Origin of the sequence: Micromonospora sp. AB353 (assembly GCF_049538395.1) — a bacterium.
Lineage (GTDB): Bacteria > Actinomycetota > Actinomycetes > Mycobacteriales > Micromonosporaceae > Micromonospora > Micromonospora aurantiaca.
Window position 1 is genome coordinate 64,651 of the sequence record NZ_JBMVFV010000017.1, and the last position, 21,284, is coordinate 85,934.

At 72.3% G+C, this 21,284-nt stretch carries 21 protein-coding genes, 1 tRNA gene and 1 pseudogene; 3 read left to right on the plus strand and 20 right to left on the minus strand.

Annotated elements, in window-relative coordinates; translation table 11 throughout:
* Window positions 1–109: 109 nt before the first annotated feature.
* The 6 genes from ACPCK6_RS10790 to ACPCK6_RS10815 form a co-directional block, all read right to left on the minus strand.
* Window positions 110–553 carry a hypothetical protein gene (locus ACPCK6_RS10790; protein WP_396879877.1) on the minus strand — a complete coding sequence of 148 codons (444 nt, stop codon included), beginning with the start codon at window positions 551–553 and terminating at the stop codon, window positions 110–112.
* Window positions 554–626: 73 nt separating this feature from the next.
* Window positions 627–1,001, minus strand: a complete 375-nt coding sequence (locus tag ACPCK6_RS10795) for a GntR family transcriptional regulator (protein ID WP_318332318.1) — start codon at window positions 999–1,001, stop codon at window positions 627–629.
* Window positions 998–1,939 (minus strand): YhjD/YihY/BrkB family envelope integrity protein, encoded by a 942-nt coding sequence (locus tag ACPCK6_RS10800; protein WP_318332317.1) that lies wholly within the window; start codon window positions 1,937–1,939, stop codon window positions 998–1,000. Before ACPCK6_RS10800 ends, ACPCK6_RS10795 begins: the two co-directional genes overlap by 4 nt.
* 56 nt (window positions 1,940–1,995) lie before the next feature.
* A complete protein-coding gene (locus ACPCK6_RS10805; protein ID WP_396879876.1) occupies window positions 1,996–2,583 on the minus strand; it encodes a 2'-5' RNA ligase family protein in 588 nt (195 codons plus the stop codon).
* Window positions 2,584–2,605: 22 nt separating this feature from the next.
* Entirely contained in the window at window positions 2,606–3,631 is a 1,026-nt protein-coding gene (gene trpS / locus ACPCK6_RS10810) for a tryptophan--tRNA ligase (RefSeq protein WP_396879875.1), read from the minus strand.
* A gap of 33 nt (window positions 3,632–3,664) precedes the next feature.
* Complete coding sequence (locus tag ACPCK6_RS10815; protein WP_396879874.1) at window positions 3,665–4,681, minus strand: hemolysin family protein; 1,017 nt, start codon at window positions 4,679–4,681, stop codon at window positions 3,665–3,667.
* A 177-nt stretch (window positions 4,682–4,858) separates the two neighbouring features.
* Here ACPCK6_RS10815 and galE point away from each other — a divergent pair, with 177 nt between their 5' ends.
* Together galE and galK are read left to right on the plus strand one after the other, a co-directional pair.
* Window positions 4,859–5,845: a UDP-glucose 4-epimerase GalE gene (gene galE, locus ACPCK6_RS10820; protein ID WP_423481013.1), complete on the plus strand. Its 987-nt coding sequence runs from the start codon at window positions 4,859–4,861 to the stop codon at window positions 5,843–5,845.
* On the plus strand, window positions 5,842–6,993 hold the full coding sequence (galK, locus tag ACPCK6_RS10825) for a galactokinase (protein WP_423481014.1): 1,152 nt from the start codon (window positions 5,842–5,844) through the stop codon (window positions 6,991–6,993). The genes galE and galK overlap by 4 nt, the downstream gene beginning before the upstream one ends.
* 89 nt (window positions 6,994–7,082) lie before the next feature.
* On the opposite strand, the gene ACPCK6_RS10830 is transcribed toward galK, so the two are convergent.
* The 9 genes and pseudogenes from ACPCK6_RS10830 to ACPCK6_RS10870 all read right to left on the minus strand — a co-directional run bounded on the left by ACPCK6_RS10830 (window position 7,083) and on the right by ACPCK6_RS10870 (window position 15,570).
* Window positions 7,083–8,384, minus strand: coding sequence for a sulfate adenylyltransferase subunit 1 (locus ACPCK6_RS10830; protein ID WP_396879872.1), 1,302 nt, complete (start codon window positions 8,382–8,384; stop codon window positions 7,083–7,085).
* Complete coding sequence (gene cysD, locus ACPCK6_RS10835; protein ID WP_013283960.1) at window positions 8,384–9,295, minus strand: sulfate adenylyltransferase subunit CysD; 912 nt, start codon at window positions 9,293–9,295, stop codon at window positions 8,384–8,386. The genes ACPCK6_RS10830 and cysD overlap by 1 nt, the downstream gene beginning before the upstream one ends.
* A 79-nt stretch (window positions 9,296–9,374) precedes the next feature.
* Window positions 9,375–10,208 carry an inositol monophosphatase family protein gene (locus ACPCK6_RS10840; RefSeq protein WP_030274093.1) on the minus strand — a complete coding sequence of 278 codons (834 nt, stop codon included), beginning with the start codon at window positions 10,206–10,208 and terminating at the stop codon, window positions 9,375–9,377.
* Between the two features lie 65 nt (window positions 10,209–10,273).
* The gene (pth, locus tag ACPCK6_RS10845) at window positions 10,274–10,864 is read right to left on the minus strand and encodes an aminoacyl-tRNA hydrolase (RefSeq protein ID WP_043326805.1); all 591 of its coding nucleotides are present in this window, start codon (window positions 10,862–10,864) and stop codon (window positions 10,274–10,276) included.
* Between the two features lie 100 nt (window positions 10,865–10,964).
* Window positions 10,965–11,660, minus strand: coding sequence for a 50S ribosomal protein L25/general stress protein Ctc (locus ACPCK6_RS10850; protein ID WP_013283957.1), 696 nt, complete (start codon window positions 11,658–11,660; stop codon window positions 10,965–10,967).
* A gap of 285 nt (window positions 11,661–11,945) precedes the next feature.
* Complete coding sequence (locus ACPCK6_RS10855; RefSeq protein ID WP_013283956.1) at window positions 11,946–12,926, minus strand: ribose-phosphate diphosphokinase; 981 nt, start codon at window positions 12,924–12,926, stop codon at window positions 11,946–11,948.
* 56 nt (window positions 12,927–12,982) lie between these two features.
* Window positions 12,983–14,506, minus strand: a pseudogene (gene glmU / locus ACPCK6_RS10860) (bifunctional UDP-N-acetylglucosamine diphosphorylase/glucosamine-1-phosphate N-acetyltransferase GlmU); the annotation flags it as partial.
* A gap of 116 nt (window positions 14,507–14,622) precedes the next feature.
* Window positions 14,623–14,694 (minus strand) — tRNA-Gln (locus ACPCK6_RS10865).
* A 15-nt stretch (window positions 14,695–14,709) separates the two neighbouring features.
* Window positions 14,710–15,570, minus strand: a complete 861-nt coding sequence (locus tag ACPCK6_RS10870; RefSeq protein ID WP_423481015.1) for a helix-turn-helix domain-containing protein — start codon at window positions 15,568–15,570, stop codon at window positions 14,710–14,712.
* A gap of 72 nt (window positions 15,571–15,642) precedes the next feature.
* Between ACPCK6_RS10870 and ACPCK6_RS10875 the strand changes: the two genes are divergently transcribed.
* Window positions 15,643–16,311: a TetR/AcrR family transcriptional regulator gene (locus tag ACPCK6_RS10875; RefSeq protein ID WP_013473950.1), complete on the plus strand. Its 669-nt coding sequence runs from the start codon at window positions 15,643–15,645 to the stop codon at window positions 16,309–16,311.
* A gap of 24 nt (window positions 16,312–16,335) precedes the next feature.
* Here ACPCK6_RS10875 and ACPCK6_RS10880 read toward each other — a convergent pair whose 3' ends face one another.
* The 5 genes from ACPCK6_RS10880 to rsmA form a co-directional block, all read right to left on the minus strand.
* A complete protein-coding gene (locus tag ACPCK6_RS10880) occupies window positions 16,336–16,803 on the minus strand; it encodes a DUF4383 domain-containing protein (protein ID WP_030274086.1) in 468 nt (155 codons plus the stop codon).
* A 115-nt stretch (window positions 16,804–16,918) separates the two neighbouring features.
* Window positions 16,919–17,374, minus strand: a complete 456-nt coding sequence (locus tag ACPCK6_RS10885) for a DUF4383 domain-containing protein (protein WP_396879870.1) — start codon at window positions 17,372–17,374, stop codon at window positions 16,919–16,921.
* A gap of 97 nt (window positions 17,375–17,471) precedes the next feature.
* A complete protein-coding gene (locus ACPCK6_RS10890) occupies window positions 17,472–19,271 on the minus strand; it encodes an ABC-F family ATP-binding cassette domain-containing protein (RefSeq protein WP_396879869.1) in 1,800 nt (599 codons plus the stop codon).
* Between the two features lie 65 nt (window positions 19,272–19,336).
* A complete protein-coding gene (locus tag ACPCK6_RS10895; RefSeq protein ID WP_423481016.1) occupies window positions 19,337–20,290 on the minus strand; it encodes a 4-(cytidine 5'-diphospho)-2-C-methyl-D-erythritol kinase in 954 nt (317 codons plus the stop codon).
* Window positions 20,291–20,376: 86 nt separating this feature from the next.
* Entirely contained in the window at window positions 20,377–21,246 is an 870-nt protein-coding gene (gene rsmA / locus ACPCK6_RS10900) for a 16S rRNA (adenine(1518)-N(6)/adenine(1519)-N(6))-dimethyltransferase RsmA (protein WP_423481017.1), read from the minus strand.
* Window positions 21,247–21,284 lie beyond the last annotated feature (38 nt).

The following is a 21,284-nucleotide window of genomic DNA, read 5'->3' on the forward strand; positions in this document are numbered from 1 at the left end:
CCGACGGGCGGCTGGGCTGCCGACCCCTTGTGGTGGGGGGTGAGGTGGCCCCGGCCCCTCGGGAGCACGCTCCCGGGGGGCCGGTGTCCATCGAGGAGCGAGCGCGTTCTCAGCCGCCCTTGGCGGTGAGCAGCGCGGCGATCCGGGCGAACCCGGCCCGGATCTCCTCCCGGTCGGGTGCCGTCGCCGGCTCGGGCTCCGGCTCGCGGTCGGCGGCGCGTTCCAGCTCCTCGTCGATGACGTCCTCGAAGTCGCCGTAGAGGTCCGCCTGGTCGATCTCGGCCGCCTCGTCCTCGGCGGCGATCTGCGCGGCGGCGATCTCGCCGCGGATCTCCTCCGGCGTGAGCGCCGGCAGCAGCGGCTCCACCACCGCCATCAGCTGCTCGTCGGCCACCACCGCCTCGGCGAGCGCCAGCGCGTGCTGTCGCTCGTACGGGCCGCAGACCACCGGCTCCCAGTCGTCCTCGGCGCCGAGCGGGCCGAACGTGATGATCCACGGCAGGCCCCGGATCGGGGAGTCGTCCGGCAGGTCCAGTGTCACGAGTGCGCCCACCGGCCCATCATGGTCGCCGCCTGCCGGACCGGGGAACGCAATCATCGGACTCTCCCCGCTTCGGGGACCACGCTCAGCCACGCGTACCGGCGTCCAGCGCCGCACGGACCAGCGCGATTGCCCGCTCCGGCGCGACACCCAGGCGACGCGCCTCGGCGGCGTACTCGGCGGCGGCCCGCTGCAGCCGGTCGGTGGCGTCGTCCCGGCCGGGGGCCACCACCGTGCCGTGCCGGCCGCGCGTCTCCACCAGCCCGGCGCCCTCCAGTTCCCGGTACGCCCGCGCCACGGTGTTCACCGCCAGCCCCAGGTCGGCGGCGAGCTGCCGCACGGCCGGCAGCCGGGTGCCCACCGGCAGCCGCCCGTCGCCGATGCGCGCGGCGAACTGCGCCCGCACCTGCTCGTACGGCGGCACCGCCGACTCGGCGTCGATCCGGATCCGCGCGCTCATCCCGCTCCTCCCGGTGTCCCCGGTTCGGTCTCCTCGTCGAGCACGTCCGCCTCCACGTCGACCTCCCGGGCGCCGCCCTCGGCCAGGTCCACCACCCGGCCGTACCGGCTGGTCGCGGCGAGCGCCGCGCCGAAGAGCACCAGCTGGTTGAGCAGGTAGAGGTAGAGCAGCAGGCCCACGGCGGTGGCGACCACCGTGTACGCGGGGTTCCGCTCGGTGCGTACCACGTAGTAGCGCCCCACGGTGTTCAGCAGGGTGATCCCGACGGCGATGGTCAGGATCGCCGGGCGCAGCCGGCGCCGGCTCATCCGTAGCCGGGGCACGGCGAGCAGCAGCGCGGCGGCGAGCACGGCGTTGACGAGCACGCTCAGCAGCGCGCTGATCGTGGTCAGGCCCACCGAGCCGGTGCTGCGCAGCAGGAAGCGCAGCAGCGACTCCAGCGCGTCCACGGCGGCGACCGAGACGAACAGCAGCACGAAGACCGCCACCAGCACGCCCAGGTCGACCAGCCGCCGCACCACCAGGTTGCCGGGCTGCTGGTTGAAGCCGTACATCAGCCGCTGCGAGGAGCGGATCGCCTCCACCCAGCCGATGCCGGTGAAGACCAGGATGACCAGGCCGACCACGCCGACGGTGCCGCTGCTCTCAGCGATCTGCGCCGGGTCGAGGAAGGGCAGGTTCTCCTCCAGGAAGTGGGCCGCGCCGCGGCTGACCTCCTCGTTGTCGCGCAGCACCGCGCCGAAGATCCAGTACGCGACGAGCGCGAGCGCGAACACGGCGAAGAAGCCGTAGTACGCGATGGCGGCGGCGAGCCGCCCGGCGAGCAGGTCGGCGTAGAGCGTCCCGGCCCGCCAGACGTGGTCGAAGACCGACGAGCGGCTCCGGGCCGCGTCGATGCGGCGCCCGACCGCCGCCTCGATCCGGCCGAAGACGTTCACCCCGTCATCCTCGCCGATCTCCGCCCGTGACGGAGGTGGCCCAGCCGGTCGGATGTTCAGCTCCGGCCGCCGAGCCGGAAGTCGCGGCGGGGCTGCCACCGGGTCGCCCCGCTGTGCGAGAACAGCGTGAACGCGTCCACCTGGAACAACGCGGAGAAGTCGGCGAGATCCTCGTACGCCTTGTCGAGCACCTCGGTCGGCACGTCCTGCGCCACGGTGACGTGCGGGTGGTACGGAAAGCGCAGCTCGCGCCGCAGCTCGGGGGCCGAGTTGATAGCGGCGGCGAGCAGCTCGCACTCGCTGATTCCGGCCGCCACCGCCACGAAGACCACCTGGGTCACCGGGCGGAACGTGCCGGTGCCGCGCAGGTGCAGCGTGAACGGCAGGTGCGCGGCGGCGACCCGGTCCAGGTGTTCCTCGACGGCGGGCAGCGCGCGTACCGGGATCTCGGTGGGCCCGAGGAGGGTGACGTGCGCGGGGACGGCGAGCGGGTCGCCGGCCTCGACCCGGCGGCGGGTGAGCATCCCGCCCCAGGGCTCGGGGACGTCGACCGCGATCCCGATCTGGATCGTGTCCGCGCCGCCCGGCGCCGTGTCACTGCCCGCCACGTCGCGCGCCACCCCTCCGGCCACCGGCTGCGTCACCCGTCTCCGCCCGTCCGGGCCGTTACTCGAACCGCACCGGCGGGAAAAAGCCGACCCGCTCGTACACGTCCCGCAGCGTCCCGGCGGCCACCGATCGGGCCTTCTCCGCGCCCCGCGCCAGCAGCTTGTCGAGCTGGGCGGGGTCGTTCAGGTAGGCGTTCGTGCGTTCCTGGATCGGCGTGACGAACTCCCGCACCACCTCGGCGAGGTCCTTCTTCAGGTCGCCGTAGCCCTTACCGTCGTACGCGGCGACCAGGTCGTCGATGGACCGGCCGGACAGCGCGGAGTAGATCGTCAGCAGGTTGGTGATGCCCGGCTTGCCCTCGGCGTCGAAGACGATCTCGCGGCCGGTGTCGGTGACCGCCGAGCGGATCTTCTTGGCCGAGCGGGCCGGGTCCTCCAGCAGGTCGATGATGCCGGCCGGTGAGGACGACGACTTCGACATCTTGGCCGTCGGATCCTGCAGGTCGGTGATCTTCGCGGTGTCCTTCACGATGTGCGGGGAGGGCACGGTGAAGGTGCTGCCGAACAGGGAGTTGAACCGCTGCGCCAGGTCGCGGGAGAGTTCCAGGTGCTGCCGCTGGTCCTCGCCGACCGGCACCGCGTTCGCCTGGTAGAGCAGGATGTCCGCGGCCTGGAGGATCGGGTACGTGAACAGGCCGACGCTGGCCCGCTCGCTGCCCTGCTTCTGCGACTTGTCCTTGAACTGGGTCATCCGGCCGGCCTCGCCGAAGCCGGTGATGCAGCCGAGCACCCAGGCGAGCTGCGAGTGCTCGGGCACCTGCGACTGCACGAACAGCGTGCTGCGCTCCGGGTCCAGGCCGAGCGCGAACAGCTGCGCGGCGGCGACCCGGCTGCGGCGCCTGAGCACCAACGGGTCGTGCCCGGCGGTGATCGCGTGCAGGTCGACCACGCAGTAGTAGGCGTCGTGGCTGTCCTGCAACGCCACCCAGTGCCGCAACGCGCCCAGGTAGTTGCCGAGGTGGAACGAGTCGGCCGTCGGCTGGATGCCGGAGAAGACGCGCGGGCGGGCGGGTACGTCGGACATGGCGGCAATTCTGTCAGCAAGCCCCGGCGTCCGTCATGACGGGCCGGTGGATCGGGCGGGTACGGGCGGAAGCGGACCGTTCACCTCGCGCCGGGGCTCGGGCAGCCGCGCGGCGGAGACCGCCAGGCGGGACACGCGCCGGCCGTCGAGCGTGAGCACGCGCAGCAGCCAGCCCGCCGGATCGGCCGGAACCGATCCGCCGGCCGGGTCGACAGCCACCGGCACCTCGTCGCCCGCCACGGGCAGCCGGCCCAGGGCGGCCATCACGTACCCGCCCACCGTCTCGTACGGCCCGGCGGGCAGCGACACCCCGGTGCGCTCGGCGAAGTCGGTCAGGTTGAGCCGGCCGTCGACGACCGCGGGCAGGCCTGCGGGCTCCGGTTCGAGCGGACCGTGCTCGTCGTCGCGGATCTCCCCGACCAGCTCCTCGACCAGGTCCTCGCAGGTGACGATGCCGGCGGTGCCGCCGTACTCGTCGACGACGACGGCCAGGTGGTGGCCCTCCCGGCGCATCTCGGTGAGCGCCGCCAGCACGCGTTTGCTGTCCGGCAGGCGCTTCACCTCCCGGATCAGGTCGCCGACCAGCAGCGGCCGGTCCGCGTCCGGGCGCAGCAGCACGTCCCGCAGGTGCACCAGGCCGACCACGTCGTCGTGGGTGCCGTCGACCACCGGGTAGCGGGTGTGCGGGTCGGCCCGGACCAGCCGCTGGGCCTGCGCCAGCGGGAGCGCCGCGCTGAGGAAGACCACCTCGGTGCGGGGCACCATCACCTCGCGGACGAGCCGGGCGCCGGCCACCAGCACCTCGTCGATGATCCGCCGCTCGTCCGGGTCGAGCAGCGTGTTCGCCGCGACCAGATCCCGCAGCTCGGCCTCGCTGATCCGTTCCCGCCCGGCGGTGGGGCTGGCCCCGAGCAGGGCGGTGACCAGGCGGGTGGCGCCGTCGGCGCCGCGCACCACGAGACGGGCAACGGTGCGGGCCAGCGGGCCGGGTTCGCGTCGGGGCCGCCCCGACGGTCGCCGCCGGGGCCCGGGACCACCACCCTCCCGCATGAGAAGGATGGTAGACAGCGACCACCGTACGCTCGGCCCAATGTTCGGATCTGTTCAATCATGAAGGATTATGATGGAATAGAGGCGGACTCGACTCGACAGCCGCGACACAGCCCTCAGCCGTAGGGTGATCGCGGGACGGCCGCCGCGGGACGCGGCCCAGGCAGGAGGACCGACGTGAAACTGCTCGTCACCGGCGGCGCCGGCTACATCGGCAGCGTGGTGACCCGGATGCTGCTCGACCACGGCCACCAGGTGACCGTGCTGGACGACCTGCGCACCGGTCACCGGGAAGCCCTCGCCCCCGACGCCACCCACGTCGAGCTGCCGGTGCACGAGGCCGCCCAGGTGCTCACCCCCGACGCCGGGTTCGACGGCGTGCTGCACTTCGCCGCCCTCATCGCCGCCGGCGAGTCGATGATCCGCCCCGAGCTGTACTGGCACACCAACACGGTCGGCTCGATCGCGCTCATCGACGCGGTCCGCGCCGCCCGGGTGCCCCGGATGGTCTTCTCCTCCACCGCCGCCGTCTACGGCAACCCCACCGAGCTGCCCATCCCGGAGACCGCCGTCAAGGCCCCCACCAGCACCTACGGCGCCACCAAGCTGGCCGTCGACATGGCGCTCACCTCCGAGGCGATCGCGCACGACCTGGCCGCCGTCTCGCTGCGCTACTTCAACGTCGCCGGGGCGTACCTGCGCGACGGGCTGGCCATCGGCGAACGGCACGACCCGGAGACGCACCTCATCCCGATCGCGCTCGACGTGGCCGCCGGGCGGCGGGAGAAGCTCCAACTCTTCGGCGACGACTACCCCACAGTCGACGGCACCTGCGTCCGCGACTACATCCACGTCGAGGACCTGGCCCGCGCCCACCTGCTCGCGCTGGACGCGGCCACCCCGGGCCGGCACCGCATCTACAACCTCGGCAACGGCAACGGCTTCACCAACCGGCAGGTGGTCGACGTGGTCCGCGAGGTCACCGGGCAGCCGGTGCCGGTCGAGGTGGCCCCCCGCCGCGAGGGCGACCCGGCCGAGCTGGTCGCGTCCTCCGCGCTGGCCCGCGACGAGCTGGGCTGGACGCCGGCCAAGCCGACCCTGCACGACATGGTCGGCGACGCCTGGGCGTTCTACCGGGCCCACGTCGCGGGACAGCCCTCATGAACGTCGCCGACCGCGCCACCGCCGGCTTCCGGCAGCGGTACGGCACCGAACCGGCGGGCCGCTGGGCGGCTCCCGGACGGGTCAACCTGATCGGCGAGCACACCGACTACAACGACGGCTTCGTGCTGCCCTTCGCGCTGCCGCTGCGTACCGTGGTCGCCGCCGCGCCCGCCCCCGACGGACGCTGGACCGTCTGGTCGGAACTCGACGACGAACCGGTCGAGTTCGGCGCGGCGGAGGCCGACGAGCCCGGCCGGGTCGCCGGGTGGGCCGCCTACGTGGCCGGGGTGGTGTGGGCGCTGCGCGCCGACGGCCACGACGTCCCCGGCGCGCGGCTCGCCGTCGCCTCCGACGTGCCGGTCGGCTCCGGGCTCTCCTCGTCGGCGGCGATCGAGTCGGCGGTGCTGGCCGCCCTTGTCGACCTCGGCGGGCTCGACCTGCCCGCCGGGCGGTGGCCGCGGCTCGCCCAGCGCGCCGAGAACGACTACGTCGGCGCGCCCACCGGGATCATGGACCAGTCCGCGGTGATCCGCGGCCGGGCCGGGCACGCCCTGTTCCTCGACTGCCGCACCGAGGAGATCGAGCAGATCCCGTTCGACCTGGACGGCGCCGGGCTGGCCGTGCTGGTGATCGACAGCCGGGCGCCGCACCGGCACGCGGACGGCGAGTACGCGGCCCGGCGCAAAAGCTGCGAGGGGGCCGCCGCGACGCTCGGGGTGAGCGCGCTGCGCGACGTCGACGTGGCCGGCCTCGACGCCGCGCTCGCACGCCTCGACGATGACGAGACCCGCCGCCGGGTCCGGCACGTGGTCACCGAGAACCAGCGGGTGCTCGACACCGTCGCGCTGCTGCGCGCCGGGCGGGTCCGCGACACCGGTCCGCTGCTGACCGCCTCGCACGCCTCCATGCGCGACGACTTCGAGATCACCGTGCCGGAGATCGACACCGCGGTCGAGGCGGCGCTGGCCGCCGGGGCGTACGGCGCACGGATGACCGGCGGCGGCTTCGGCGGCTGCGTGCTCGCCCTGATCGACGCCGACGCCGCCGACGCGGTGGCCGCCGCCGTCACCCAGGCGTACGCGAAGCGCGGCTTCACCGCCCCCGGCACACTCACCGTGGTCCCGGCCGACGGCGTCACCCGGCTGTAAGGAAGGGCCCCTTATTAACGCCTGCGGTAGAGGAAGGGCCCCTTGTTAACAGTGCGCTGTTAACAAGGGGCCCTTCCTTACACCCAGGGTCAGCCGGCCTCGACGATCATGCCGGCGCCGACCGTACGGTTCGTCGACTCGTCGATGATGACGAAGCCGCCGGTGGTGCGGTTACGGCGGTACTCGTCGGCCAGCAGCGGAACCGTGGTGCGCAGCCGAACCCGGCCGATCTCGTTGAGCTTCAGCTCACCGGCCGTCTCGTCGCGGTGCAGCGAGTTGATGTCCAGCCGGTAGTGCAGCCCGCGCACGATCGCCCGCGCCGAACGGGTCGTGTGCTTGATCGCGTACTTGCCGCCGACCTGCAACGGCCGCGTCTCGTCCATCCAGCAGACCATCGCCTCGATGTCCTGCACGGCCATCGGGGCGTTGTTCGGCCGGCAGATCATGTCGCCGCGGGAGATGTCCAGCTCGTCGGTCAGCCGGACCGTCACCGACATCGGCGGGAACGCCTCGTCCACCGGGCCGTCGGCGGTCTCCACCGCGGCGATCCGGCTGGTGAAGCCCGACGGCAGCACCATCACCTCGTCGCCCGGCTTGAGCACACCCGAGGCCACCTGACCGGCGTAGCCCCGGTAGTCGGTGACGGTGGTGGACTGCGGCCGGATCACGTACTGCACGGGGAACCGCACGTCGACCAGGTTGCGGTCCGAGGCGATGTGCACCCGCTCCAGGTGGTGCAGCAGCGACGGGCCCTCGTACCAGGGCATGTTCTCCGAGCGGGTGACGATGTTGTCGCCCTGCAGCGCGGAGACCGGCACCACGGTCAGGTCCGGCACGTCGAGCTTCGCGGCGAACGCGGTGAACTCGTCCGCGATCCGCTCGTAGACCTCCTGCGACCAGTCCACCAGGTCCATCTTGTTCACGCACAGGACCAGGTGCGGCACCCGCAGCAGCGAGCAGAGGAACGCGTGCCGGCGGGACTGCTCGACCAGGCCCTTACGCGCGTCCACCAGGATCAGCGCCAGGTCGGCGGTGGAGGCGCCGGTGACCATGTTCCGGGTGTACTGGATGTGCCCCGGGGTGTCGGCGATGATGAACTTCCGCCGCGGCGTGGCGAAGTAGCGGTACGCCACGTCGATGGTGATGCCCTGCTCCCGCTCGGCGCGCAGGCCGTCGGTGAGCAGCGCCAGGTTCGTGTACTCGTCGCCACGGGCCGCGCTGACCGCCTCGACGGCGGCGAGTTGGTCGCTGAACAGCGACTTGGTGTCGTAGAGCAGACGGCCGATCAGCGTCGACTTGCCGTCGTCGACGCTGCCCGCGGTGGCGAACCGCAGCAGGTCCATCGGCCGCGCGGTCTCGCTCTCGGCCGGGGCCAGGGTCTCGACGCTCATCAGAAGTAGCCCTCTCGCTTGCGGTCCTCCATGGCGGCCTCGCTGACCCGGTCGTCGCCGCGGGTCGCGCCGCGCTCGGTGATCCGCGTGGCGGCCACCTCCTCGATCACCTTCTCCACCGTGTCGGCGTCCGAACGGACCGCCGCGGTGCAGGAGGCGTCACCCACGGTCCGGTACCGCACCTGGGCCTTGAACGGCTGCTCACCGGCGCGCGCCCGGAAGAACTCGTTCACCGCGTAGAGCATGCCGTCGCGCTCGATCACCTCGCGCTCGTGCGCGTAGTAGATCGACGGCAGCGGGATCCGCTCCCGCTCGATGTAATGCCAGACGTCCAGCTCGGTCCAGTTCGACAGCGGGAACACCCGGATCGACTCGCCCGGGTGGTGCCGGCCGTTGTAGAGCGCCCACAGCTCCGGACGCTGGTTCTTCGGATCCCACTGGCCGAACTCGTCGCGGAAGCTGAACACCCGCTCCTTGGCCCGCGCCTTCTCCTCGTCGCGCCGCGCGCCGCCGAACAGCGCGTCGAAGCGGTGCTTCTCCACCGCCTCCAGCAGCACCGGCGTCTGGATCCGGTTGCGCATGCCGTCGGCCGACTCACGGACCAGGCCCTTGTTCAGCGCCTCCGGCACGCTCGCCACGATGAGCTGCAGGCCCAGCTCGGCCACCCGCTGATCGCGGTAGTCGAGCACCTCGGGGAAGTTGTGCCCGGTGTCCACGTGCATCACCGGGAAGGGAATGTTGGCCGGCGCGAACGCCTTCTGGGCCAACCGGAGCATCACGATCGAGTCCTTGCCGCCGGAGAACAGCAGCACGGGCCGTTCCATCTCGGCGACGACCTCGCGCATCACGAAGATGCTCTCCGCCTCGAGCGCGTCGAGGTGCGACACCTGGTACGCGGCGGGGGACGTCATGACACGAACTCGATTCGCACGGATCCGTACATCGGATTCCAGACCTTTCAGGTCGGACTCGTGAAGAAGAACGCTCAGGTTACCCGGAATGCCGCTGCAACGCTGCAAGCAACCGACTCGCGAGATCCTTGCGGCAGACCAGCAGATCCGGTAGACGCGGGTCGGCCCCGTTGTATTTCAGCGCAGAACCGTCGATCCGGGAAGCATGCAGACCGGTGGCCGTCGCCACAGCGACCGGAGCGGCCGAATCCCACTCGTACTGACCGCCCGCGTGGATGTACGCGTCGACCTCACCGGTGACCACGGCGGCGATCTTCGCGCCCGCCGAGCCCATCGGAACCAGATGAGCGCCGACGTCCTCTGCCAGGTCGGTCAGGAAAACCGGCGGACGGCTACGACTGGCCGCCAACCGGATGACCCGCGCGCCACCCCCGGTGGCCGCCTCCACAGTCATCGGCGGGTACGCCGGCGGGTGGTCCGTGCCCAGCACCCGGTGCTGCGCCGGCAGCGCCACCGCGCCCGCGACCAGACCGTGCGGGCGCGACGCGTTACGCGACCAGAGCGCCACGTGCACCGCCCAGTCCGCGCGCCCCTCCTCCGCGTACTCCCGGGTGCCGTCCAGCGGATCGATGATCCAGACCCGGTCCGCGGTCAGGCGCGACAAGGCCGCGTCCGTCACCTCCGCCGTCCAGGCCAGCCGCGAGCCCTCGTCCTCCTCCGACAGCACCGCGTCCGCCGGCCGCCACTTCGCCAGCTCGGTGCGGATCAGATCGTGCGAGACCTTGTCACCGGCCGACCGGAGCGCGCCCGCGTCGGCGAAGCCCATTTCCGCGCGCAGGGCCGTCAGCGCCTGACCGGCCCGGGACGCCAGCCACCGGGCGAACCCGCCGTCGATCATCGGAGGACTGCCCATGATGCTCCCGTCACCCGCCTTCGCTCCCGCCGCCCGAGGCTACCGGCCGGGCTCCGCCCCGCCGGTCAACCCCCGTGGTACAGGTTCTGCGTCGGCTCCACGCCCTTCAGAACCACCGACTCCACCACGTCCGCCGCGCGGTCCACCAGGAACTCCAGCTCCTTGCGCTCCGACGGGGAGAAATCCGAGAGTACGTAGTCAGCCGGGTCCTGCCGGCCCGGCGGCCGGCCGATGCCGAACCGCACCCGCACGTAGTCCTTGGTGCCGAGCGACTTCGACATCGAGCGCAGACCGTTGTGCCCGCCCTCGCCGCCGCCGCACTTCACCCGCACCTGCCCGTACGGGATGTCCAGCTCGTCGTGCACCGCGATCACGTGCGCCGGCGGGATCTTGTGGAACTGCGCCAGCCCGGCCACCGGACCGCCGGAGAGGTTCATGTACGTCAACGGCTTCAGCAGCACCAGCTTCGGGCCGCCGAACCCCAGCCGCCCCTCCGCGGCCTCGGCCATCGCACGCTTGTGCCGCCCGAACTTCGCACCCACCCGGGCCGCCAGCAGGTCGGCCACCATGAACCCGACGTTGTGCCTGTTGCCCGCGTACTCCCGGCCGGGGTTTCCCAGGCCGACCACCAGCCACGGCCCCGCCTCGTCCGTCACCCGACGCCCCTTCCCGCTCGCTCGCCCGACCAGCCGTCCCGATACGCCGGCAGGCGCCCCCGGGAACCGGGGACGCCTGTCGCACAGCCTTGCGGACCGGTCAGGCCTCGGTCTTCGCCTCGGCCGGGGCCTCCTCGCCCTCGGCGGCCGGAGCGCCCTCGGCACCCTCGGCGGTCTCCTCGCCGACCTCGGCCTCGGCCTCCTCGGTGGCCTCCTCGACCTCGGGGAGGGTGGCCTCGAGCTGCTCGGCGGTCGGAGCGGCGGTCACCGAGGCGACAGCGGTCTCCTCGTCGGTGGCCAGCTCGACGCCGGCCGGCAGCTCGACGTCGGCGGCGGTGATCGTGGTGCCCGGCTCGGCGCCCTCGATCGACGCCTCCAGGTGGTCCGGCACCTTGGTCGCGTCGGCGGTCACCGACAGCGTGTCGTGGTCGTGCACGATCAGGGTGTCCTTCGCGGCCTCACCGGTCAGCTGGACCGGGACCTCGACGGTGACCTTCTCGCCGCGGCGGACCAGCAGCAGGTCCACGTGCTCGAAGGTGTCCTTGATCGGGTCACGCTGGATCGCCTTCGGCAGCGCCAGCACCTGGGTGCCGTCGCTGACCTCGATCGCGAAGAGCTGGTTCGCGCCGCCCTTACGGATCGCGGCGGCGAACTCGCGCGCCGGAAGCGCGATGTGCTTGGGCTTCTCGCCGTGGCCGTACAGCACGGCGGGCACCTTGCCGGCCCGGCGGGTACGACGGGCACCACCCTTGCCGAACTCGGTACGGGGCTCGGCGCTGATCTTTACCTCGGACACGGGGAAACTCCTGATGCTTCGCTGCGGCGGCTTGTCGTCTGGCGGTGCTGGGGCGAGGGGCTCGCTGGGGCTAGGGTCATGAACGACCGCCCGGAGCACCGCGTCGATGACGGCGCCTCCGTGCGGTGCTTGTCAGCAGCCCGCCGGGCACCCTCGCCGTGGCAACCGCACCAGTCTACCCGAGGGAATTCCCGGCTCTCCGGCAGTCCCCCATATCACCGCCCCGCCGGTTCCGCAGGGCATCGGCCCGGCCGCCGGAAACCCCCCGGCGACCGGACCGCACGCTCAGCTCAGGCCACCGAACAGGGTGGTCACCGAGCCGTCGTCGAAGACCTCCCGGATCGCCCGCGCCAGCAGCGGGGCGATCGACAGTACGGTCAGCTTGTCCAGCTGCTTCTCCGACGGCAGCGGCAGCGTGTTCGTCACCACGACCTCGCTGATCGGGCTGTTCTTCAGCCGCTCCGTCGCCGGATCCGACAGCAGCGCGTGGGTCGAGGCGACCACGATCTCCGCTGCGCCCTGCTCCTTGAGGATGTCCGCCGCCTTGGTGATCGTGCCACCGGTGTCGATCATGTCGTCCACGATCAGGCACACCCGGCCCTCGACCTCACCGACCACCCGGTTCGCCACCACCTGGTTGGGCTTGAGCGGATCGCGGGTCTTGTGGATGAACGCCAGCGGGCAGCCGCCCAGCCGGTCGGTCCAGCGCTCGGCCACGCGTACCCGGCCCGAGTCCGGCGCCACCACAGTCATCGGCCGGCCCGCGTACTTGTGCTCCACGTACTCGGCCAGCACGTCCATCGCGAACAGGTGGTCCACCGGGCCGTCGAAGAAGCCCTGGATCTGCGCGGTGTGCAGGTCCACGGTCAGGATCCGGTTCGCGCCGGCGGTCTTCAGCAGATCCGCGATCAGCCGCGCCGAGATCGGCTCCCGGCCACGGTGCTTCTTGTCCTGCCGCGAGTACGGGTAGAACGGCAGTACCACGGTGATCCGCTTGGCCGAGCCGCGCTTCAGCGCGTCGACCATGATCAGGGTCTCCATGACCCAGGTGTTCACGCCGTGCGTCACGGACTGCACCACGAAGGCGTCCGAACCACGGACCGAATCCTTGTACCGTACGAAGATCTCGCCGTTGGCGAAGTCGTACGCGTCGGCCGGCGTCGGCGCGACGCCGAGCACCTCACCGATCTCCTTGGCCAGCTCCGGAAAACCCCTCCCGGAGAAGAGCATCAGGCTCTTGCGGTTTTCGGCGACGATGCTGCCCATGGGCCCGTCTGCTCCCGTATGTCGGTGGTACCCGGCGGCGGTGGGGCCGGGGACTGTTCGGTTGCAGTATGCCCCCGGTTCAGCGATCCACCCACGGCCCGCCGATCCCCGTGGATTCAGTCACCTTCGCTTGCGGCGCCGCCCGTGTCCGTCGCACCCTCACCGGCCCGCCGCGCCGCCTCCGCGGCGTCCGTACCGGCCCGCTTGCGCAGCACCCAGCCCTCCACGTTGCGCTGCTGACCACGCGCCACCGCCATCGCACCGGGCGGCACGTCGCCGGTGATCACCGAACCCGCGGCGGTGTACGCGCCGTCGCCCACCCGCACCGGCGCCACGAACATGTTGTCCGCTCCGGTACGGGCGTGACTGCCGATGGTGGTGTGGTGCTTGCGTACCCCGTCGTAGTTGACGAAGACGGTGGCCGCGCCGATGTTGCTGTGGTCGCCGATCGTCGCGTCGCCCACGTACGACAGGTGCGGCACCTTCGAGCCGTCACCGATCGACGCCTTCTTGGTCTCCACGAACGTGCCGACCTTCGCCTTGCGGCCCAGCCGCGACTCCGGCCGCAGGTACGCGTACGGGCCGACGCTCGCCTGCGGGCCCACCTCGGCGCCGAGCGCGTGGCTGCGCACGATGCTCGCGCCCGCGCCCACCGCCGTGTCCACGAGCGTGGTGTCCGGGCCGACGAGCGCACCCTCGCCGACCACCGTGGCGCCCTGGAGCTGCGTGTTCTGGTCGATCACCGCGTCCCGCTCGACGGTCACCGTCACGTCGATCCAGGTGGTGTGCGGGTCGAGGATGCTGACCCCGGTACGCATCCAGCCCTCGTTGACCCGGTCCCGCAGCAGCCGGCGCAGCGCGGCCAGCTCGACCCGGTCGTTGCAGCCGAGCGTCTCCACGTGGTCGGTGGCGCAGTGCACCGCCACCGGCTCACCGGCGTCGCGCAGCAGCGCGAAGACGTCGGTCAGGTACTCCTCACCCTGGTCGTTGTCGGTGGAGAGCTTGCCCAGCGCCTCCCGCAGCCGGGCCGCGTCGAACGCGTAGATGCCCGCGTTGATCTCCCGCAGCGCGCGCTGCTGGGGGGTGGCGTCACGCTCCTCGACGATCTGCTCCAGGTGCCCCTGTACGTCCCGCACGATCCGGCCCAGGCCGGTCGGGTCGGGCACCTCGGCGGCCAGCACGGTCGCCGCCGCGGCGGCGTCCTCGTGCGCCTCGACGAGCGCCTGGACCGTCTCCGGCCGCAGCAGCGGCACGTCCCCGTTGATCACCACGACGGTGCCGGTCGCGTCCGGCGCCGCGTCCAGCGCGATGCGGACCGCGTGCCCGGTGCCGAGCTGGCGCTCCTGGAGCACCGGCGTGGCACCCGGGGCGACCTCGGTCAGGTGCTCCCGGACCTGGTCGGCGCCGTGGCCGACCACGACCACGGTGCGGTCCGCGCCGAGCGGACCGGCCGCGGCGAGGACGTGACCGAGGAGGGTACGGCCGAGCAGCGGGTGCAGCACCTTGGGCAGGGACGACTTCATCCGCTTGCCCTCACCGGCGGCGAGCACGACAACGGTGCGGAGGTGGGGCTGGGACACGACGTGGCTCCCGTCGGGACGGCGACAGTCTCGCGGTCATGCTAACCACGCGGCTCGCCACAATTCGCATCCGGCCGCACAAACGCCGTTCGCCCGAGAGCGATCCGACGAATGAGCTGGGGTGCCTGGATTCGAACCAGGAGCTCAAGGCTCCAAAGGCCTGCGGGTTGCCGTTACCCCACACCCCATCGCCATGTCAAGACCTACGGAGCAGCGTCTTCCCCTTGCGCTTCGCCCGCGATCCGGAACAGCTCGGCGATCATACCTTCGATCCGCCAGTAGAGCTCACGACTGCGGGGCACGGTGATCACGAGGCAGCCGTGATAGGTGTCGCCAGTGTTCCGCCGTACCGTCGTCGGGTTGTGCCGCTTGAGCACCGTGCGGCGAAACCTCTCCGCGGGCAGCCGCAGCCGCGCCACCCACCAGCGCACAGCGGCCTCGGCGTCCGCCGACTCGTGGATGCTCACGCGATAGGTCGGCACCGTCCGGTCCACGCCGCAGACCTCCAGGAATCGGAGGAACAGGGCCAGCAACCCCGGATCGGTGTTGACGAACTGGATTGTCACCGCCCGGCGCCAGGGCTTGGACTTGGCTCCCTCGCACCAGTAGATCGCCGCGCCCAGCATCAGCAGATCCCGCTCGCCGAGATCGCCCACCACACCGGCGGCTCGTGCCCGCTCCGCTGCCTGCTCCGCGTCGCGCGCCTCCCGGTACGCGCTCCAGCGCGCCTCCGTCATCGTTTGCGAGTGCGCGCGGCGCCGCTGCGCGGCCGCGTCGTCCGGGTCCAGCGGCAGGTGCCGCACCCACTGGTACGCGGTCGACTTCGCGACCCCGAGCTGCGCCGCGATCTGGTTGACCGACCGGCCCGCCGCGCGCAGCCGCAGGGCCTCGGCACGGGTGTCGTCCCGGGCGCGTGGCCGGCGGGTCCACTCCGGCGGCGGGATGCCGCGCAGCAGCGCGTACACCCGGTCGCGGCCGATGCCCAGGCGGGCCCGGATCTCGGCGACGGAGAGCTGCTCGTCCATGCGCAGGCGCCGCGCCTCAGCGGCGAGTGGGTCGGTCACCGACGCAGATTAGAACAGGCGTACGACAGCGGCCGGTCTGACCAAGAGCGTCGCGCCTGGCAGGATGGACGGGTGACCGACGTTTCCGGCAGCGACCGCGCCCGGCGGCGGCCCGTGCCGGCGGCGAAGCCCTCCCGGGTACGGATGTCCGCGACGCAGCGGCGCGAGCAGTTGATCTCGATCGCCCGGCAGATCTTCGCCGAGAAGGGCTTCGACGCGACCTCGATCGAGGAGGTGGCGGCGCGCGCCAAGGTCTCCAAGCCGGTGGTCTACGAGCACTTCGGCGGCAAGGAGGGGCTCTACGCGGTGGTGGTGGACCGGGAGGTCCGCGCTCTGCTGGACCGGATCACCACGGCGTTGACGGCAGGCAACCCGCGGGAGCTGCTGGAGCAGGCCGCGCTGACGCTGCTGACCTACATCGAGGAGGAGACCAGCGGGTTCCGGGTGCTGGTCCGTGAGTCGCCGCTGATGTCGGCGACGGGCAACTTCAGCAGCGTGATGAACGACGTGGCGCACCAGGTGGAGCACATCCTGGCGGGCGAGTTCTCCATCCGGGGGTACGACCCGAAGCTGGCGGAGCTGTACTCCCAGGCGCTGGTGGGCATGGTGGCGCTGACCGGCCGCTGGTGGCTGGAGGTGCGCAAGCCGCGCAAGGAGACGGTGGCGGCGCACCTGGTGAACCTGGCCTGGAACGGGTTGTCGCACCTGGAGTCGAAACCCGGGCCGATCCCCCGCGGCTGACGCCGGGTCAGCACGACAGCCGCGTCAGCGCTCACCGATCGGGTGGTACCGGCGCTGCCGCTCCTCCTCGGCGTGCTCGGCGGTGCCGACCTTGTCGTAGAGGCCGGTGGCGAGCAGGACCAGCCCGAACAGCAGCGACACGATGACCGTCGACATGGAGAAGTTCAGGAAGTTCGCCGGGGTCTGCAGCACCGACATCATGAGGATGCCGGTGACCAGGAAGACCACGCCGGCGGTGAGGTTCATGTAGTGGCCGAGGTTGTCGCGGCGGGACGCCCCGACCAGCAGGACCGCGCCGAACACCACGGAGACCAGCGAGAAGGCCAGGTTGGTGCGCAGGCCGAGCGCCCAGTCGCTGTCCCGGCCGAACAGTCCTTCGCCCCAGGTCTGGAAGACGCCGAAGACGCCGAAGACCAGGATGTAGAGGCCGATGAGCCCGGACAGCACCCGGTAGAGCGGCCGCGCGGGGTGGTTCACCGGGAAGTGCGCCATGATGCCCTCCAGCCGTGTGACTGATTCGGGGCAATTGTCGCTTGGGATGTCCGTCGGCGTCCGGAAAACACCGAAGGCCCGGCGCAGCGCGCCGGGCCTTCGGTACGAGACGGGATCAGAGCACCAGGCGGGCCTTCTGCCAGGCCTCGTGCTCGTCGTCGGAGCCGACCTTGCCGTACATGCCGACCATCAGGAGCACCAGCGACAGGGTCAGGACCACGACGTCGGTCATGATCGAGAAGTTGAAGATGTTGGCGTCGGTCTGCAGGAACGCCAGCGCGGCCAGGCCGATCACCATCAGCGTGTAGGCCAGCCACTGGTTGATCGCCACGTCGAGGTTGCGGCCGATCGCGGTGCCGACCAGGATCACGACGCCGAACAGCACCGACAGCAGCGAGAACGCCATGTTGGTGCCCTGGCCGAGGACCTTCGTGTCGTCCTGGGCGAGGAAGTCGTTGCCGGCGCTGGCGATGACGCCGAGGCCGCCGAAGACGACGAAGTACAGACCAACGATCCCGCCGATCGCCCGGTAGATCGGCCGCGCGGGGTGGTTGACGGGGGTGTGGGCCATCTCTGCGTCTCCAAAAGACCGTTCGGACGAGGGTTCCACGGGTGATTGTCCCGTACGCCGGTCAGTGACGCCGCACACCCCCCACCCCGGCGGCAGGTCAGCCGCCCGGGAGCTCCTCGGCGAGGGCCAGCCAGGTCTCCTCGGTGCGGTCCCGCTCGGCTCGTACCTCCTTGAGCTGGGCGTCCAGCTCGGCGACCCGGGCGTAGTCGGTGGCGTTCGCGGCGAGCTGCTCGTGCAGGCCCGCCTCCTTCTGTTCGAGCTTGGCGATCTGCCGTTCCAGCCGGTTCAGTTCCTTCTTCGCGACGCGTACCTCGGCCGCTGACATGCCCTCGCGCGCCGGCGCCGCCGTGGCCGGGGTGAGGTCGGCGGGCGCCGGGCCGCCGGCCGCGGCGGCGCGCGCGAGGTATTCGTCGACGCCGCCGGGCAGGTGCACCAGCCGGCCGTCACCGAACATGCCGTACGCGACGTCGGTGACCCGCTCGATCAGGTAGCGGTCGTGGCTGGCCACGACGATCGTGCCGGGCCACGAGTCGAGCAGATCCTCCAGCGCGGCGAGCGTGTCGGTGTCCAGGTCGTTCGTGGGCTCGTCGAGCAGCAGCACGTTGGGTTCCCCGGCGAGCAGCCGCAGCATCTGGAGGCGGCGGCGCTCACCGCCGGACAGGTCGCCCACCGGGGTCCAGAGCCGCTTGTCGTCGAAGCCGAAGATCTCGGCGAGCTGGGCGGCGCTGATCTCCCGGTCGCCGAACTGCACACGCCGGGCCACCTCCTCGACGGCTTCCAGCACGCGCAGGTGGCCGGGGAGTTCGGCGAGTTCCTGGGACAGGAACGCGGGCCGGACGGTCTGCCCGGCGGCGAAGCGCCCGCCGTCGGGGCCGGTCACCCCGGCGAGCATCCGCAGCAGCGTGGTCTTGCCGGCGCCGTTGCGGCCGAGGATGGCGACCCGGTCGCCGGGACCGACCTGCCAGGTGGTGTCGTGCAGGATCTCCTTCGGGCCGGCGTGCAGCCGGACGTGTTCGAGGTCGTACACCTGCTTGCCGAGCCGGGCGGTGGCGAGCCGTTGCAGCGACATGGTGTCGCGGGGTTCCGGCACGTCGGCGATGAGCGCGTTCGCGGCGTCGATGCGGAACTTGGGCTTGGAGGTGCGTGCGGGAGCGCCCCGGCGCAGCCAGGCGATCTCCTTGCGGAGCAGGTTCTGGCGGCGGGCCTCGGTGGCGGCGGCGACGCGTTGCCGTTCGACGCGGGCGAGCGTCCACGCGGCGAAGCCGCCCTCGTACGCCCGGACGGTCTGGTCGGCGACCTCCCAGGTGGTGGTGCAGACGGCGTCGAGGAACCAGCGGTCGTGGGTGACCACGACGAGCGCGCCCTTGCGGGTGACGAGGTGCCGGGCCAGCCAGTCGACGCCGCCGACGTCGAGGTGGTTGGTGGGCTCGTCGAGGACGAGCAGGTCGGCGTCGCGGACCAGCAGCGCGGCGAGCGCGACGCGGCGGCGTTCCCCGCCGGACATCGGGCCGACCGGCGTGTCCAGGCCGAGGTGGGGCATGCCGAGGCCGTCGAGGATGGCGCGCACGCCCGCGTCGCCGGCCCACTCGTGCTCGGCGCCCATGCTCTCGCCGAGCCAGGCGGTGCCGAGCACGACGTCCCGCACGGTGAGGTCGGGGGCCAGGTCCAGGCGCTGCGGCAGCCAGGCCACCCGCAGGTCGCGGCGGTGGGTGACGCGGCCGTCGTCGGGTTCCTCGGTGCGGGTGAGCAGCCGCAGCAGCGTCGACTTGCCGGCGCCGTTGAGGCCGACCACACCGACCCGGTCGGCGTCGTCGAGGCCGAGCGAGACGTCGGTGAGCAGCGGCCCCGCGGCGCCGTACCCCTTGGACACCCGGTCCAGGTTGACGATGTTGGCCACTGACCCACCCTTCATGACTCAGGCGTCCCGGGGGCCCGGGACGCCTGAGTCAAGGGTACGGGTCGTCAGACCACGCGGGCGCCGGCGACCGGGCCGTGCGCGACGCGGGCCTCCCGGCACACCCCGGCGGCGGTGATCTCGGCGGCGATCCGGACCGCGTCTGCTTCACCGGTGGCGAGGAAGACGCAGGTGGGCCCGGAGCCGGAGACGATGCCGGCGAGCGCGCCCGCGGCCTCGCCCGCCTTGAGCGTCTCGGCCAGCGACGGGCGCATGGTCAGCGCGGCGTCCTGGAGGTCGTTGCCGAGCGTGGCGGCGAGCACCCGCGGGTCGCGCTGGCGCAGCGCGGCGAGCAGCGCGTCGGTGCTGCCCAGGGGCGTGCCGGCGGCTCCGGCGTCGCGCAGCCGGTCCAGTTCCCGGTACGCGGCCGGGGTGGACAGGCCGCCGTCGGCGATCGCCACCACCCAGTGCCAGGACGTGGGGCGGGCCAGCACCGGGCTGACCGCCTCGCCCCGGCCGGTGCCGAGCGCGGTGCCGCCGTGGATCAGGAACGGCACGTCGGAGCCGAGGTCGGCGGCGATGCCGGCCAGCTCGTCGCGGGACAGCCCGGTGCCCCAGAGCGTGTCGCAGGCGACCAGTGCGGCGGCGGCGTCGGCGCTGCCGCCGGCCAGCCCACCGGCGAGCGGGATCTGCTTGCGCAGGTGCAGCCGGGCGTGCGGGGCGACGCCCGCGTAACCGGCGAGCGCGTGCGCGGCGCGCAGCGCCAGGTTGGTGTCGTCCAGCGCCAGCTCCCCGGCGCCCTCGCCCTCCATGGTGAGGGTGAGCGTGTCGCCGCGACGGGCGGTCAGCTCGTCGTAGATGGAGATCGCGTGGTAGACGGTGTTCAGCTCGTGGTAGCCGTCCCGCCGCAGCGGTCCGACCCCGAGGTGCAGGTTGACCTTGGCGGGCACCCGCACCTTGACCGGGCCGCTGGCCCCGCGCCGCTGCCCGTCCTCGTCCCCCGGTCGCCATGCCTCGGTCACCGGCTGGACTCCACCGGACGTGGGCGGATGTCGAACGGCTTCGGCACGGTCAGCTCCTCGGCGAGGGGTCGGGCAACGGCGCCAGCCTACTGCTCGCCGCCGGGGGCGTCCGGGGCCGACGCGGCGATGGCGGCGAACTGCTCGACGGTGAGCGATTCGCCCCGCGCGGACGGGTCCACGCCGGCGGCGGTGAGCGCCGCGGCTGCTCGGTCCGCGCCACCGGCCCAGCCGGCCAGGGCGGCGCGCAGCGTCTTGCGGCGCTGCGCGAACGCGGCGTCGACGACGGCGAAGACGGCCTTCCGGGGTACCTCCGGACGGGGCGGCTCGCGTCTGGTGAACGCGACCAGGCCGGAGTCGACGTTCGGCACCGGCCAGAACACGTTCGGCGGGACCTTCCCCGCGGCGCGCGAACGGGCGTACCAGGCGAGTTTGACCGACGGGATGCCGTACACCTTGGAGCCGGGACCGGCGACGAGCCGGTCGGCGACCTCCTTCTGCACCATCACCAGGCCGTGGCGCAGCGTGGGCAGTTCGGCGAGCAGGTGCAGCACGACCGGCACGGCGACGTTGTAGGGCAGGTTCGCCACCAGGGCGGTGGGCGCCGGGCCGGCCAGGTCGGCGGCGGTGACCCGCAGCGCGTCGGCCGGGTGGACGGTGAGCCGCTCGGCTGCCGTCCCGGCGAAGCGGGCGGCGGTCTCCGGCAGCGCGGCGGCGAGCACCGGGTCGAGTTCCACAGCGTGTACGTGCGCGGCGACCGGGAGCAGGGCGAGCGTGAGCGAGCCGAGGCCGGGGCCGACCTCCAGCGCCACGTCGTCGGGGGTCAGCCCGGCGGTGGTGACGATCCGGCGCACGGTGTTGGGGTCGTGCACGAAGTTCTGGCCGAGCTTCTTGGTCGGCGTGACGCCGAGGCGCGCGGCGAGTTCCCGGATCTCCGCCGGGCCGAGGAGTCCGGTCACGCCCCGTAGCGTAAGCGCCCCCGCCCGCGGGGAAGGAA